Source organism: Loktanella salsilacus (genome assembly GCF_024206795.1).
Taxonomy (GTDB): domain Bacteria; phylum Pseudomonadota; class Alphaproteobacteria; order Rhodobacterales; family Rhodobacteraceae; genus Loktanella; species Loktanella salsilacus.
In genome coordinates this window covers 2,408,293-2,423,276 of record NZ_CP072994.1, presented here as the reverse complement: position 1 = coordinate 2,423,276, position 14,984 = coordinate 2,408,293, and the positions used below count along the sequence as shown (strand labels likewise).

General features: G+C 60.8%; 13 protein-coding genes and 1 tRNA gene. 7 read left to right on the top strand and 7 right to left on the bottom strand.

Annotated elements, in window-relative coordinates; all coding sequences use genetic code 11:
- The first annotated feature begins 46 nt into the window (after nucleotides 1–46).
- Nucleotides 47–952, top strand: a complete 906-nt coding sequence (locus KBW81_RS11800) for a LysR family transcriptional regulator (protein WP_254247301.1) — start codon at nucleotides 47–49, stop codon at nucleotides 950–952.
- Here the strand turns inward: KBW81_RS11800 and KBW81_RS11795 are convergent.
- Complete coding sequence (locus KBW81_RS11795; protein ID WP_175499190.1) at nucleotides 949–2,880, bottom strand: putative bifunctional diguanylate cyclase/phosphodiesterase; 1,932 nt, start codon at nucleotides 2,878–2,880, stop codon at nucleotides 949–951. The two genes, KBW81_RS11800 and KBW81_RS11795, sit on opposite strands and share 4 nt — an antisense overlap.
- Nucleotides 2,881–3,018: 138 nt before the next feature.
- Between KBW81_RS11795 and KBW81_RS11790 the strand changes: the two genes are divergently transcribed.
- A complete protein-coding gene (locus KBW81_RS11790; protein WP_254247300.1) occupies nucleotides 3,019–3,807 on the top strand; it encodes an inositol monophosphatase family protein in 789 nt (262 codons plus the stop codon).
- Here KBW81_RS11790 and KBW81_RS11785 read toward each other — a convergent pair.
- Nucleotides 3,804–4,547, bottom strand: coding sequence for a rhomboid family intramembrane serine protease (locus tag KBW81_RS11785; RefSeq protein WP_254247299.1), 744 nt, complete (start codon nucleotides 4,545–4,547; stop codon nucleotides 3,804–3,806). The genes KBW81_RS11790 and KBW81_RS11785 overlap by 4 nt on opposite strands.
- Before the next feature lie 140 nt (nucleotides 4,548–4,687).
- Nucleotides 4,688–8,152 carry a bifunctional proline dehydrogenase/L-glutamate gamma-semialdehyde dehydrogenase PutA gene (putA, locus tag KBW81_RS11780; protein ID WP_254247298.1) on the bottom strand — a complete coding sequence of 1,155 codons (3,465 nt, stop codon included), beginning with the start codon at nucleotides 8,150–8,152 and terminating at the stop codon, nucleotides 4,688–4,690.
- A 112-nt stretch (nucleotides 8,153–8,264) separates the two neighbouring features.
- Here putA and KBW81_RS11775 point away from each other — a divergent pair, with 112 nt between their 5' ends.
- Entirely contained in the window at nucleotides 8,265–8,741 is a 477-nt protein-coding gene (locus tag KBW81_RS11775; RefSeq protein WP_090186670.1) for an Lrp/AsnC family transcriptional regulator, read from the top strand.
- Nucleotides 8,742–8,781: 40 nt separating this feature from the next.
- A tRNA-Leu gene (locus KBW81_RS11770) sits at nucleotides 8,782–8,865 on the top strand.
- A 57-nt stretch (nucleotides 8,866–8,922) separates the two neighbouring features.
- Here the strand turns inward: KBW81_RS11770 and KBW81_RS11765 are convergent.
- Complete coding sequence (locus KBW81_RS11765) at nucleotides 8,923–9,714, bottom strand: lytic murein transglycosylase (protein ID WP_254247297.1); 792 nt, start codon at nucleotides 9,712–9,714, stop codon at nucleotides 8,923–8,925.
- Between the two features lie 105 nt (nucleotides 9,715–9,819).
- A complete protein-coding gene (gene metG, locus KBW81_RS11760; protein ID WP_090190296.1) occupies nucleotides 9,820–11,532 on the bottom strand; it encodes a methionine--tRNA ligase in 1,713 nt (570 codons plus the stop codon).
- Nucleotides 11,533–11,690: 158 nt separating this feature from the next.
- On the opposite strand from metG, the gene KBW81_RS11755 reads away from it, so the two are divergent.
- The 3 genes from KBW81_RS11755 to KBW81_RS11745 are packed head-to-tail and all read left to right on the top strand — an operon-like array spanning nucleotide 11,691 to nucleotide 13,734.
- Nucleotides 11,691–12,734: an aldo/keto reductase gene (locus tag KBW81_RS11755; RefSeq protein ID WP_254247296.1), complete on the top strand. Its 1,044-nt coding sequence runs from the start codon at nucleotides 11,691–11,693 to the stop codon at nucleotides 12,732–12,734.
- Nucleotides 12,735–12,775: 41 nt separating this feature from the next.
- The gene (locus KBW81_RS11750) at nucleotides 12,776–13,423 is read left to right on the top strand and encodes a lipocalin family protein (protein ID WP_254247295.1); all 648 of its coding nucleotides are present in this window, start codon (nucleotides 12,776–12,778) and stop codon (nucleotides 13,421–13,423) included.
- Nucleotides 13,420–13,734, top strand: a complete 315-nt coding sequence (locus KBW81_RS11745; protein ID WP_090190300.1) for a hypothetical protein — start codon at nucleotides 13,420–13,422, stop codon at nucleotides 13,732–13,734. The genes KBW81_RS11750 and KBW81_RS11745 overlap by 4 nt, the downstream gene beginning before the upstream one ends.
- A gap of 7 nt (nucleotides 13,735–13,741) precedes the next feature.
- Here KBW81_RS11745 and KBW81_RS11740 read toward each other — a convergent pair whose 3' ends face one another.
- Complete coding sequence (locus KBW81_RS11740) at nucleotides 13,742–14,428, bottom strand: NUDIX hydrolase (RefSeq protein ID WP_245754246.1); 687 nt, start codon at nucleotides 14,426–14,428, stop codon at nucleotides 13,742–13,744.
- Nucleotides 14,412–14,822 carry a DUF983 domain-containing protein gene (locus KBW81_RS11735; RefSeq protein ID WP_090190303.1) on the bottom strand — a complete coding sequence of 137 codons (411 nt, stop codon included), beginning with the start codon at nucleotides 14,820–14,822 and terminating at the stop codon, nucleotides 14,412–14,414. The genes KBW81_RS11740 and KBW81_RS11735 overlap by 17 nt, the downstream gene beginning before the upstream one ends.
- Nucleotides 14,823–14,984: the final 162 nt, after the last annotated feature.

Below are 14,984 nucleotides of genomic sequence, written 5' to 3'. Positions count from 1 at the left end.
GAGGCAAATTCATAACGCTCACGATGATTATGAGGATAACTGCGATATGCATATCGAGTTCCGTCACCTGCGCACGATCAAGGCAATCCACGATACGGGTGGTTTGTCGAATGCGGCGGATATGCTGGGCATAACCCAATCCGCTCTATCACACCAGATCAAGGGGATCGAGGATCAGGCCGGGGTCGAGTTGTTCGTGCGGCGCACCAAGCCATTGCGGTTATCTGCCGCGGGCATGAAGCTGCTGGCGGCGGCGGAAAGCATCTTGCCGCAAGTCGCCGCGCTAGAGGCAGAGTTTGAGGGGCTGATCACAGGCAAGGCAGGCCGGCTGCATATCGCGATCGAGTGCCACGCCTGTTTCGAATGGCTGATGCCCGTGCTGGAATCCTTTCGTAAGGCGTGGCCGGAAGTCGATGTCGATATTCGTCCGGGTCTAGCTTTTGATGCGCTGCCAGCACTGCGCCGAGAGGAGGTCGATCTTGTCGTGTCTTCTGATCCGGAAGAGCTGGAAGGGATCACCTTTACGCCCATCTTTGACTATGAACCGGTTTTTGTTGCGGCTGCTGTTCACCCCTTAGCGCAAAAAACGTTTATCGAGGCTGAAGATTTTCGTGGCCAAACGCTGATTACCTATCCGGTCGATCGTCACCGGCTGGATGTTTTTAGCGAATTACTGACCCCTGCCAAAGTCGAACCTGCGGCGGTGCGGCAGGTCGAGTTGACGGCGATGATCTTATTGTTGGTCGCGTCTAATAGGGGGGTGGCCGTGCTGCCTGATTGGGTTGTGCGACAGGTGCGTTATAATTCTGACTACGTGACGCGGCCTTTGACGGCCAAAGGGATAACAAAACGGCTTTATGCGGCTACGCGGACGGCTGATGATGGGCTGCCATATCTTAGTCATGTGATCCGATTGGCCCGGCAAGAGGCGGTCAAACTGCAACGCCCCTAGGCGGCGACGGTTGCAGCCCCGGATTGCAGCATCGCGCAGATATTGTCGTAGGACTGTGCGGGCGAAAAGAAGTAGCCCTGCACCGTTTCGCATCCCATGTCCCGTAAAAGGTCTAGTTGCGCTTTTGTTTCGACCCCTTCTGCTACGATGCAGACATCAAGCCCGCGGCCCATGTCTAAAAAGGATTTTACCAGCACATCTGTCGCCCGGTCCGTACCAAGCTTGCTGACAAATCCGGTGTCTAGTTTCAGTTCGTCAAATTCCAGTTCCTGCAAATGCTGGAACGTCGCAAAGCCGGTGCCAAAATCATCAAGCGAGATGCGCACTCCGGCCAGGCGGAGCATTGAGATGGAATCCTTAATCGTCTGTCCGGCACGTGCGATGAAGATATCTTCGGTCACCTCGAACATCAGGTGACCGCGCAGGTTCGGATGTTGCGCCACAACTTCGATCAGGGCGTCGCGGCCCGTCGTTGTTGCCAGCGTCACTTCGGACAGATTGATCGACACTTGGTCAGGCAATAGCTGCATTTTTTGCAAGGCAGTCATATCTTTCAGGACCGCATGCAGGATGTGATCTTGAAATTCTGCTTGCAGGTTCACCTCGTTGATGGCGGGGATGAAAGAGCCGGGTGTGCGCATTTCACCGTTGGGCTGCACCCAGCGTGCCAATGCTTCAAGCCCGACAATGCGGTTCGTCGCGATATCCACTTGCGGTTGGTAGAATGGACAAATTTCACCTTGCTGCATTGCTGCCAGCAGGCGCGCCCGATCATTCAGGTTCGACCGTTTTGGAATGCTGCGCCGATCATAAATGACGACCCGCGATTCGAGGCCGTTTTTGGCGTGATACATCGCCTGATCCGCTTCGTTCAAAAGTTGACCAACGCTTGCCCCCATGTGGGCTGGTGCGATGCCAATGCTGGCCGTGATTTGCAGCTTGCGATGGCTGTAGCGCATTGGTTGGTGCAAATGGTCGAGGATGCTTTCAGCAATTCGGTGCAATTCGGATGTGTTGAGGGGGCCGGGCCAGGCAATCGCAAATTCGTCACCGCCAAGCCGCGCGATGACGTCTGCCCCGATGATATCAGAGCTAAGCCGACGTGCGATTTCTTTCAAAAGGGCATCGCCGGCAGCGTGGCCGTAGCTGTCGTTGATGGGTTTGAACCCATTTATGTTGATCAATAACAACGCGCCTAATGCGGCTTTATCATTGCGATCACTGCATAAAATTTCGCCTGCTAAGTCATCGAACGCACGCCGGTTTGGCAGACCCGTTAATGTGTCGCGTAAAGACAGATCTTCAAGCTCCACAAGGCGACGATTGGCAAGTTCGCGCATGTTTTCATAGGCCGACAACGAGTCTTTGTGATTTTGGGTCGTTTGGACCGAGTTGGCAAAATAGACCAGCAGCAAGCCTGCGACGGCTATGGCGTCTATAGGTTCAGACGGGGTGAAAGAACGAGAAAACAGATCACTGATAATAACGGCGACAATGACATATGACGGCAGCAGCATCGACCAATTGTAGATTGGGACCGCGACAAACGAGTTAGACACATGAACAAGTGCGCCAAACATCCAAATAAACGCGCAAATTAAGGTCGCAGTCGTCCCGCTTACCCCAAATAATGCGCCGGCTGTCATATAGATAGACGTCGTCGAAACTGCCACGACCCAGATGGTAACGCAGCGCCGCGGGGACGGTCGCGGCCCGTCGATGCCAACGCCGGCACCTGCCAGATATGCAGCCGATTCAGACACCACCACCATAAGCGCAACGATGGCGGCAGATTTATAATCCTCACAGTAGGCCAAAATAGCGCTGACCACAGGAATAACGCTCATCCGGGACAAGCGATCACGGCGCACGATGTGCGCTGTCAGCTGCGTTTCCAAGATGAATCGTTCTTTCAGACGGTCCAGCATTTCATACCTTGGTTCCCTGTTCCAAAGCGTTATCGCGCCTGCTTGCAAAGATTCCCTTAACATCAACGCGCCGCCGCACCTTGTATGGTCCGGCCTCCCGTCCTATACGCCGCCCTTGATCCATGGACGGAGGCCCCGATGGCTGGCAGTGCGAACCTCAATGTAATGATGAAAACCGCCCGCAAGGTCGGCCGCGCCTTGCTCAAGGACTTTGGCGAGGTCGAGCAGCTGCAGGTCAGCACCAAGGGCCCCGGCGATTTTGTGAGCCGCGCGGACCGTCAGGCCGAGGAAACGATCCGCAACGAGCTGATGCACGCGCGTCCTAGCTACGGCTTTCTGGGCGAAGAAGGTGCAGAGATCGAGGGCGAAGATCCGACCCGTCGCTGGATCGTTGATCCGCTGGATGGTACCACGAATTTCCTGCACGGTTTGCCCCATTGGGCCGTGTCCATCGCCCTTGAACATAAGGGGCAAGCGGTCGCTGGCGTCATCTATGACCCGGTCAAGGACGAGATGTTCTACGCGGAAAAAGGCGGCGGTGCGTTCGTTAACGAATCCCGTCTGCGCGTGTCGGGCCGTCACCGTCTGATCGACAGCATCTTCGCCACCGGCCTGCCTTTTGCAGGGCGCAGCGACCTGCCGGAAACGCTACAGGATTTGGCGCGCATTCTGCCGACTTGCGCTGGTGTGCGGCGGTTTGGCGCGGCTTCGCTCGACCTCGCTTACGTCGCGGCTGGCCGTTATGACGGCTTTTGGGAACGTCGCTTGAAGCCTTGGGACATGGCCGCTGGCCTGATCATCGCCAAAGAGGCGGGCGCGATTGTCGAATCGATCACGCCGGATGGCGACCCGCTGGCTGATGGCACCGTGCTTTGCGCCAACAACGATATTTTCGCGACCTTTGCCAAGGTGATCCGCAAAGCTTAACGCTTGCGGCGCACCGTTGGGATGCGGCTTGATCCGTCCATGTAGGTCATGGGCGGGTTTTGCGGCACCCCGTGGGTGACCTGCCAGAAGGTCACGCCGCCCAGCCGCAGCCAAAGCGGCACGGTCAGGATAATCCCGGCCACAAACCCCCCGATATGCGCCCAATAGGCCACGCCGCCATCGCTTTGCGGCCCCAGCCCGCCAAAGGCTTGCATGGCAAACCACAGGCCAAGCATCAGCCAAGCGGGCACTGGGAATATCTTGAAAAATACGATCAGGATCAGGATGATATCGACGCGCGCGCGGGGGAATAACAGCAAATACCCGCCCATGACCCCTGCGATCGCGCCGGACGCGCCGACGGTCGGCACGGCCGAAGAGGGGTCGGTCATGACCTGCGCCAATCCCGCCGCGATGCCGCAGCAGGTATAGAAGACGGCAAAGGGCAAATGGCCCATCCGGTCCTCTATGTTGTCGCCAAAGATGAACAGAAACAGCATGTTGCCGGCGAGGTGCAGAAAGCCTGCATGCAGGAACATCGACGTCACAAGCCCGGCAAGACCCTCTCCGCCCGTCAGGCGCGCGGGGATCAGGGCGTAGTTATAGTAGAACCAATTTAGCGCGTTATCGTCGGTGATGGTCGCGACTGACCACAGCCAGACCGCGATATTGGCGATCAGCAGGGCATAGGTCACGTAGGGCGTGCGCCGGGACGGGTTGTGATCGCGGATTGGAAACATGGCCCATAGGTGCAGCGGGGCGGGGCCGGGTCAAGGGGTAGGGCCGGGTCAAGGGGCGGGGCCGGGTCAAGGGGCGGGGCCGTGTTAAGGAGTCGGCCGGGTCAAGAGGGCGCAGTCGCGCAGCGCCCCCTTTGGCGGTGTCAGGGTGTCAGGACGCCGACCTCTGCCAGCAGCGCGGCGTTACCGCCTGCGGCTGTCGTGTCGATGCAGACGTGGCGTTCATGCATGACATGGGCGATATCCAGCGTCGCTGTGATCAGCGCGGTGATCGGTCCATCGCGGTCGGCAAGCGCACGCGCATAGGTGCGGCCCTGATCGGCGTTGCCCCACCAGATGACGGCGGCAAGCGGTGCAAGCGTTGTCAAAACGCCGGGGGCCACGGTGCCTTGAGCCATCACTGGCTGCCCGCCCCACTGTTCGACCTGCTTGGCCTGCGCGGCCACAGCGGCAGGGCCGGGGCCAAGGCACAGCACAGGGCCGCGTGGGTGCAGGGTCAGACGGTTCGATTCCCCCGTCGGGCCGGGCATATCGCGCGGCTGCATCGCGGGGGGGACGGGAGCGTCCGTCAAAGCCTGCGTCAGGCGCGCGGGTCTGTCTTGGCTGTCCCATTCGGACGGCGTCGCGATGGCTGGCCGCGGCGCGGTAAAGCGGGGCAGATATTGCGGCCCGCCCGCCTTGGGTCCCGTGCCGGAAAGCCCCTCTCCACCAAAGGGTTGAGAGCCGACAATGGCACCGATTTGGTCGCGGTTCACGTAGATGTTGCCGCAGTCGATGCGGTTGACCATCGTCTCTACCCGGTCGTCGATGCGGGTGTGCAGGCCAAAGGTCAGGCCGTAACCCGTCGCGTTGATGGCATCGATGACCTTGTTCAGATCCTGCGACTTGAAACGCACGACATGCAGGACAGGACCAAAGATTTCACGCTCTAGCTGGGCAATACTGTCCAGCGCGATGATCGTCGGGGCAACAAATTCGCCCATGCCGGGCACCGCCAGTTGATGCAAAACGCGGCCTTCGCCTGCGGCCTGCGTGATATGCGCGTTGATCCCGCTGCGTGCATCAGCGTCGATCACTGGACCGATGTCCGTGGACAGATCCCACGGATCGCCCAAGGTCAGCGTATTCATTGCACCCTTCAGCATGGTCAGCAGTTTATCCGCAATGTCGTCTTGGACATACAGGCAGCGCAGGGCCGAACAGCGCTGACCAGCGGACCGGAACGCGCCGTTGACGATGTCGCGAACCGCATGTTCCGGCAGGGCAGTACTGTCGACGATCATCGCGTTCAGCCCGCCGGTTTCCGCGATCAGCGGTGTGCCGGGGGCGCAGTGATCGGCCATGCTGGACGCGATCTTGCGCGCCGTCGCGGTCGATCCGGTAAAGGCGACACCAGCGACGCGGGCGTCGGCGGTCAGGGCCGCGCCGACATCGCCGCCGCCGGGCAGGCATTGCAGCGCGGCGGTTGGCACACCTGCCTCGTGCATCAGGCGCACGGCCAGCTGCGCGATGGCGGGCGATTGCTGCGCTGGTTTCGCCAGGACGGCATTGCCTGCGGCTAGGGCGGCGGCAATCTGGCCGGTAAAGATCGCGAGCGGAAAGTTCCACGGGCTGATGCAGGTCCAGATGCCGCGTGCCTTGGCGTCCGGCATGCGGCGCGCCTCTGACGCGTAGTAGCGCAGGAAATCCGCGGCCTCGCGCAATTCCGCCACGGCGTCGGGCAGGCCTTTGCCGGCCTCGCGGGTCAAGATCGCAAAGATTTCACCGTAGTGCGCCTCGAAGGCACCTGCCGCTGCATCCAGAATATCAGCGCGCGCGCCAGCTGGCGCATCCCATGGGGTTGCGGCATCAAACGCTGCCGTCACTGCCGCAGGCGAGGCCGCGATCACGCGGCTGACCACGTCGCCGGGGCGGGCGGGGTTCACCATAGGTGCGGCATCACCGGTGCCTACAAATCCGGCCACCTGCGGCGTCACATCCCACACCGCATCCTTGTGCGGCGCGCGCGCCTTTTCGATTGCCGCCAGCGTAGGTTCATGCGTCAGGTCGAAACCCTTGGAATTCGCCCGCTCTGCACCGAACAGGTCTGGCCCGTTGCGGATCGCGTGGCGCACGCCGATCTGGTCAAACGGATCAGCGGCCACGGCCTCGGGTGTGACATCCTCGTCTACGATCTGGTTCACAAAGCTAGAATTCGCGCCGTTTTCCAGCAGGCGGCGCACGAGATAGGCCAGCAAGTCTTCGTGTGCGCCAACAGGCGCATAGATGCGGCAGCGGGTATGCTGATCGTTTAGCACGATGGTGTGCAGGGTCTCCCCCATGCCGTGCAGACGCTGGAATTCATAATCAGAGGGGTTGCGATCCAGCTGCCCCGCAAGATCCAGAATGGCCGCGACAGTATGCGCGTTATGCGTCGCAAACTGCGGATAGATGCGGTCCGTCATGCCCAGCAGCTTTTGCGCATTGGCGATATAGCTGACGTCGGTATGGGCCTTGGCGGTGAAGACAGGAAATCCGTCCATTCCCATAACTTGTGCGCGTTTGATTTCCGCGTCCCAATAGGCACCTTTTACAAGTCGCACCATGATCTTACGATCTAGGTCTTCGGCCAGTGCATGCAGGTGGTCAATCACCATACCTGCGCGGAGCCCGTAAGCCTGCACCACGATGCCAAAGCCGTCCCAGCCCGCCAAAGCAGGTTCGCGCAGCACAGCGCCAATCACATCCAGCGACAAGGACAGACGGTCAGCCTCTTCTGCGTCGATGTTAAAGCCCATGCCCGCCGCCTTGGCCAAAATCGCAAGCGCCGTCACGCGGGGCACCAGTTCGGCCATGACGCGGTCCGCCTGTGCGACCTCGTAGCGCGGATGCAGCGCCGACAGCTTGACCGAAATGCCAGGGTTTTCCGCGACGCTGTCATGCACGCAATGCGCGGCGATGGCGGAAATCGCGCGGGAATAAGCCAGCTGATAGGTGCGTGCGTCCTTGTCCGTGCGCGCGGCCTCGCCCAGCATGTCGTAGGAATAGGTAAAGCCCTTGGCCTGCATCCCCTCGGCCCGTTTCATCGCCTTGTCGATGGTCTCGCCCAGTACGAACTGACGGCCCATCTCGCGCATGGCGCGGCCAACGGCGGTGCGGATCACAGGCTCGCCCAAGCGCTTGATCGCGCCCTTTAGGTGCCGCGTGATGCCGGGCTTTTCGTCGTCCAGCACCCGCCCCGTCAGCATTAAGGCCCAAGTAGAGGCATTCACCAAGGACGACGCGGAATGCCCCAAATGCTTGCCCCAATCGCTTGGCGCAATCTTGTCCTCGATCAATGCGTCGATGGTGTCGGCGTCCGGCACGCGAAGCAAGGCCTCTGCCAGACACATCAGGGCAATGCCCTCGTCCGTAGAGAGGCCGTATTCCGCGAGGAAAACTTCCATCAAGCCCGGCTCTGAACTGGCGCGGATACGGCGCACCAGATCGGCCCCGGCGGCGGTAATCCGGGCGCGATCGGCGGCTGTCAGCCCAGCGCGTGCGGCAAGGTCTTGGACAACCGTCATCTCTGGCGCATACATCTGCATATCGATGCTCGCGCGCAGGTCTGTAGAGGGATCGAGAGGCATGGCACACTCCTTGAGGTTGCCACATTCTAGCGTCTTGTTCAAAGTCGATCTGCCCGCTAAATAGCAAGTGTCAGGCATATCCGTCTGCATTTTAACGTGGCGAGTTGTCAGAATGACTGCAGCACTAGACTCTTTCGACGCGAAAATTTTGGACGTTTTGGCCGTGGATGGCCGCATCAGCGTCACCGCGCTGGCTGACCGAATCGGCCTGTCCAAATCGCCGACGCAGGCGCGTCTGCGCCGACTAGAAGCGGACGGCGTCATCCGCGGATATCGTGCGCTGTTCGATCCAATCCGGCTGGGCCGCGACCACGTTGCCTTTGTCGAGGTGCGGCTATCGGACACCCGCGAAGTCGCGTTGCAGGCCTTTAACCGCGCCGTGCTGACCGTGCCGCAGATCGAGCAGTGCCATATGATCGCCGGATCGTTCGATTATCTGCTGAAAGTGCGCACACAAGGCATGACCGACTACCGCCAAGTGCTGGCTGATTTCATCTCGACCCTGCCGCATGTGGCGGGGACTTCGACCTATGTCGCGATGCAAGCGGTCAAAGAAGAGGGCACAGCCCCCGTCGCCCCCACAAGCTGACCCTTGCCCCCGCGCGCGCGCGCGGTTACGCAAACGCCGTGCCCCCGTGGTGGAATGGTAGACATCGGAGACTTAAAATCTCTTGGCTTAGGCCGTGCCGGTTCGAGTCCGGCCGGGGGCACCACAGACAAAGGGGCGCAGGTTTGATCCTGCGCCCCTTTTTATCACCTAAATGCTGCGCTTAGCCGTCAATCTGGCCGGCCATCCGAGCGATGGCTTTTTGATAGACGCCAGCAGCGTTCCATTGCTGAATGATTGCAAAGTTCGGCTGGCCTTCTTGAAAGCCTGCGCCGCGCTGCCAGCCCTTTTGCGCCAGAAAGTTCGCGGTGGACGCGAGGGAGTCGGACTGGTTCGTCAGGTCGAGGACGCCGTTGCCGTCTGCGTCAACACCGTAGCGCGACACGTTGCCGGGCAGGAACTGCGTATGGCCGACTTCGCCGTGCATTGCGCCGATGGTCCCGGACGACAGGCTGCCACGGTCAACCAGCTGCAATGCGGCCAGTGCGTGCGGGGTAAAGAAATCGCTGCGGCGGCAGTCATAGGCAAGGGTCGAGATGGCGGAGAGCACGTTGCTGTCGCCCATAAAGTTACCGAAACCCGTCTCCATGCCCCAGATCGTCACAATGATGGATGCGGGCACGCCGTAGCGATCCTCGAGCCCCGAAAAGAAGTTGGGGTTGTTGGCGATCTTTTTACGGCCTTGCGATACGATCGTGTCCGCGCCGCGAATGCGCAGGAATTCATCAAGGCTGTATTTGAACGACTTCTGGTTGCGGTCGGCGCTGATCGTGCGGGTTGCATATTGCGTGGCCGCCAGCGCGGACAATCCGCGATCACCGACGCCTTGGGCGGCGGCTTCGGTGGCGAATTGCTGCTTCCAGGCATTGAACCCGCCAGAGTCATTGCCGCAGGTGGCAGCTCCGGCGGTAGAGGCGACGGCGATCAAGGCGGCGGCGATGGCAAAAGGGCGCATATCAGACTTTCCAGCTGGGAATGATTTGGCCGCTACATAGCACGAATGCAGCGTTATCCAATATCACGCCCCTGATAGCGCCCTTTGCCGGGGGTTAACTGCCGGTTAGGTCCGCACCCCGGCAAAGCGTTCGGCCCAGTCGTCACGCTCTGCCTCTGTGATCTTGCGGAACAGATTTTCAGGCACGTCAAAGGCGTGACCAGCGGGCAGGGCGTGCAGGGCTGCAGCGATATCGGTGGGCCAATCCGCATCGTCAGAGCGGACAGCTGCCAGCATCGTCTTAGCCGCGTCAGGGATAAAGGGCGCGGACAGGATCGCGTAAAGGCGGATCAGGTTCAGGCCCATGCGGACTTGGCACGCGGCCTGTTCCGGATCGGTCTTGAACGTGGTCCACGGTGCGGTGGCCTGCAGGTATTCGTTGCCCGCGACCCAGATCGCGCGCAGCTCTGCTGCGGCTTTGCGGACCTCGATCGCGTCCATGTGCCCTTCATAGGCTTTCAGGCGGCGGGTCAGTTCCTCGATCAGCGCGGCCTCTGCCGGACCTTCCGTGCCGCCCGTTGGCACCGCGTCGCCAAACTTGGAACGGCAGAATTTCGTGATCCGGCTAACGAAGTTGCCCAGCACGTCGGAAAGGTCCTTGTTCACGTCCTGCGTGAAGGTGTCCCATGTGAATTCGGCGTCCGACGATTCCGGGGCGTGGGACAGCAGCCACCAGCGCCAGTAGTCGGCGGGCAGAATTTCCAGCGCTTGGTCCATGAACACACCGCGCCCGCGCGAGGTGCTGAACTGGCCGCCGTCATAGTTCAGGTAGTTGAACGACTTGATGTAATCGACCAGCTTCCAGTTGTCGTCCGCGCCCATGATGGTCGCCGGAAACGACAGGGTGTGGAAGGGCACGTTATCCTTGCCCATGAACTGGGTATAGCGCACGTCGGCCGCGCCTTTGTCGGTGCGCCACCAGCTTTCCCAATCGCTGCCTTTGCCCGCATCGACCCATTCCTGTGCGCAGGCGATGTATTCGATTGGCGCGTCGAACCAGACGTAAAAGACTTTGCCTTCCATCCCGGGCCAGTCCTTGTCGCCATCCTTGACGGGGATGCCCCAATCCAGATCGCGGGTGATGCCACGGTCTTGCAGGCCGTCGCCGTCGGTCAGCCACTTTTTCGCAATCGAGGTCGTCAGGATCGGCCAATCGCCCTTGCTGTCGATCCAGTCGGCCAGCTGGCCCTTCAGCTTGGACTGTTCCAGATACAGGTGCTTGGTCGTGCGCACCTCTAGATCCGTCGCGCCGGAAATGGTGGAGCGGGGGTTGATCAGATCGGTCGGATCCAGCTGCTTTGTGCAGTTGTCACACTGGTCGCCGCGCGCATCCTCGAACCCGCAGTTGGGGCAGGTGCCCTCGATATAACGGTCGGGCAGAAAACGGCCGTCGGTGACGGAATAGACCTGCTCTTCGGTCACTTCGCGGATCAGGCCCTGATCGTGCAACCGGCCAGCAAAGGCTTGCGTCAGCTTGCGGTTTTGCGCACTGGAAGACCGGCCAAAGTGGTCAAACGACAGCCCAAAGCCGTCGGCGATTTTGGCCTGCACATCGTGCATCTCGGCGCAGTAATCCGCGACAGGCTTGCCTGCTTTGGCTGCAGCCAGTTCGGCCGGGGTGCCGTGTTCGTCCGTGGCGCACAGAAACAGCACCTCGTGACCGCGTCCGCGCAGGTAGCGGGCGAACAGGTCAGCTGGCAGCTGGGACCCGACAAGGTTTCCCAAATGCTTGATCCCGTTAATGTAGGGAATGGCAGAGGTGATCAGGTGACGGGCCATGTGTGTGGGACTTTCTGTTGCTTAGCCGCCCTTCTAGCGCCGAGGCTACGGTATGGGAAGGGCAGGGTTATGGGAAGAACCGGGCGTTTTATCATTGGCGCTTTGCCTTTGGCGCTGCATCGGGCTAGGTCGGGCGCAACAGCAAAAGGACGCCTTTGATGAAAACCCTGACCCTTGGCCGCACCGATATTTCTGTCACCGATTGGTGCCTTGGCACGATGACCTTCGGCAACCAAACCCCGATGGATGACGCCCACCGCCAGATTGATATGGCGCTGGATGCGGGGCTGAATTTTATGGATTGCGCGGAAATGTATCCCGTGAACCCGGTGTCCAAAGAAACCGTCGGCCGGTCAGAGGAATTCTTGGGCGCGTGGTTTGAAAAGTCGGGCCGCCGCAATGACTGGGTGCTGGCGACCAAAGTCGCTGGCCCGAACCCCGGTTGGACGCGCGATGGCGCAGGCTATGACGGCGCGAATATCGAAGGCACGATTGATGCGTCGCTGGCGCGGCTGAAAACCGACGTGATCGACCTGTATCAGCTGCACTGGCCGGACCGGGGCACGTGGTCGTTCCGCCAAAACTGGGCCTATGATCCATCAGGTCAGGACCGCGCCAAGACGCTGGACCACATGCATGACGTGCTGTCCGCGCTGGACCGCGCCGTCAAAGCAGGCAAAATTCGAGCCGTTGGCCTGTCGAACGAAACGGCGTGGGGCACGACCAAATGGTGCGATCTGGCAGAGCAGCACGGCCTGCCGCGCATGGCCGCAATCCAGAATGAATATTCGCTGCTGTGCCGCCACATCGACACCGACCTGTCGGAAACCATGGTGAATGAAGATGTGACGCTGCTGTCCTACTCTCCCCTCGCGGCGGGTCTGCTGACGGGCAAATATCAGAACGGTGCCGTGCCAGACGCAAGCCGCATGTCGCTGAACGGCGATTTGGGCGGGCGCAAGACCGACCAAGCCTTTGCCGCGACGCAGGCCTATCTGGATATTGCAGCCAAGCACGGGCTTGACCCGATCCATATGGCGATGGCGTGGCAGTCGACGCGGCCCTTTGCGGTCAGCGCGATCTTTGGCGCGACCACGGCGGACCAGTTGGCGCAGATCCTGTCGGGCCGCGATGTCGTGCTGTCTGATGCCGTGCTAGAGGATATCTCGGCCGCGCATAAGGCGCATGCGGCCCCTTACTGATCGGCAACAACCAGCCGCCCGGCAAGCGGACCTTGCCCTTAATGCGGGAATCGCACAACGTCGCGATCACCGCATTAAGGGCGCTTGCCGCCTGCTATGACCGCCAACGCCTATGCCGCAGCGCCACCACTGGGACAGCCACCATCATGAAACGCCTTGCCTTATTGTTGCTGCTGGCCGCTTGCGCCAAACCGCTGCCGGATGAGCCGGTCGGCCAGTTGTTCGAGGTCTACCGCGATCGCAGCGTGCCCATCGGCTCTGCTCTGAACTTCAGCGCTGAACGCTATGCGGGTAAATGGTATGAAATCGCCCGCTTTCCTGTCCCATTCGAGACAGGTTGCGCAGAGGTCACAGCTGAATACGCAGCCTTGCCCGATGGCGGGTTGTCGGTGTTGAACACCTGCCGGGAATTGGACGGCACGGTGCGCAGCACGATCAAGGGCCGCGCCGATGTGACCGGGCCGGGGCGGCTTAAGGTTAGCTTTGACACGATCCCCTTTCCATCCGACTATTGGGTGCTGTGGATCGACGAAGGCTATCGCACCGCAGTCGTTGGCACGCCGAATGGACGGGCAGGTTGGATTTTGAACCGCGATCCAAAAATCCCCGCTGACCGGCTGCGCGCCGCGCGGGATGTGCTAGAGTTCAATGGCTACGATCTGGCCAAATTGGTGGAGGTGCCGCAATGAAGATGGTTCTGGGACTGGGGGCATTGGCCCTTTTGGCAGGCTGCGCTGGCACGGGCGCGCTTCCAGGCGGCGGCGATACGGTCGGCACGAATACCGCGTTTCGCGAATTCATGGTGATCGGATCGTCGATGCCGTTCGAGGAATGCCGTGCGCGCGGTGGTTTCATCATCCGCGATGTGAACAGCCCGATGACCGCCTGCGATCCAACCGTCCGCCGTAACCCCGTGCCGCAAGAGGCGCTGGACGATCCGCTGACGGATACGGACCTGAACGCGGCGCTGGAACAGCAGGACCTCGACGCGGTCAACTGACCCTGCGTTAGATCAGCCGTGCACCCGCCAGCCGGGTGACCAGATGCGCCTCGTCATCGTTGCGAAAGAACGGCACCGACAGGGGCGCGTCCGGATCGGCAAGATGGGCGACCAATTCGGCCAAGACGACTTCGGTGATAAAGGGCAGATCAAAGGTCCGCGCCTGCGCCAGCGGCACCCATTGCAACAATGACAGCTCATCCTCGGCCCGGGTGAAATCATCGGGGTCGGTGATCAGATCGCTTGCGTCGGCCAGAAAGAAGCGCGCGTCAAAGCGGCGGGGCCGGCCCTGCGGTGTGATCGCGCGAAAGAAATAGCGCAGGTTGGTGGCATCGGGCACATGGCCTGTCGCAGCATAACCGCGCCAGCCCTGCGGTGCATCGGGCCAGTCGCCGGGCGCGCCGATAATATGGCCTGTCTCTTCCCACAACTCTCTGATTGCGGCGGCGGCCAGTGCGGCGGGGGGCAGCTGGCTGTCGGCTTGCAGTGATGCGGCTTGGCCCGCAGGCAAACCCTGCACAGGCACGTCATGGTCAACCAAATCCACAGCGCCGCCCGGAAAAACGAACTTGCTGGGCATAAAAGCAGCCGAAGCGCCGCGTTGGCCCATCAGGACTGACGGCGTATCGCCGCGCCGCAACACGATGATCGTGGCGGCGTCGCGCAGGGCGGATTTATCAGTTTGCGTTGCCAAAGCCATGCATCCGGTTAGCCCATTGGATCCCGACAACCAGCCCCTTTAGGCGCGGCAGCAGGAACAAGGACAGCGCCACTGTGCCAACGGTAAAGATCGTCGCCAGCAGCAGGGGGTCAGGGCGGAATTCAACAAAGCTATAGATCAGGATCGGCGCAAGCAGATGCCCGACGATCAGGATTGTCAGATAGGCAGGGCCATCATCCGCGCGGTGGCCCGATAGATTTTCGTGACACACAGGGCAGCGATCCACGACCTTTAGGAACCCAGTGAACATATGGCCTTCGCCGCAGTTCGGGCAGCGCCGGCAAAAGCCGCGCCACATGGCGTTCTTTGTATCCCGCTCTGTCACGGTCTGCTCTGGCGCGCTCTGCACTGGATCGGTGTTGGACATGGTGGCTCCTTCGCTGTCTTGGTTGCACCGAATGCGTGTAAATTGAAAGGGGCGCAGGCCCCTTTGTGTCCAATGGTCGCGGGGTCTGCAGAAAAAGTGCGCGCTGTGCGACGGAAGTTATCGCGGGCTGCGTATTACCTGCATCGACGGCCAGACAAGGTC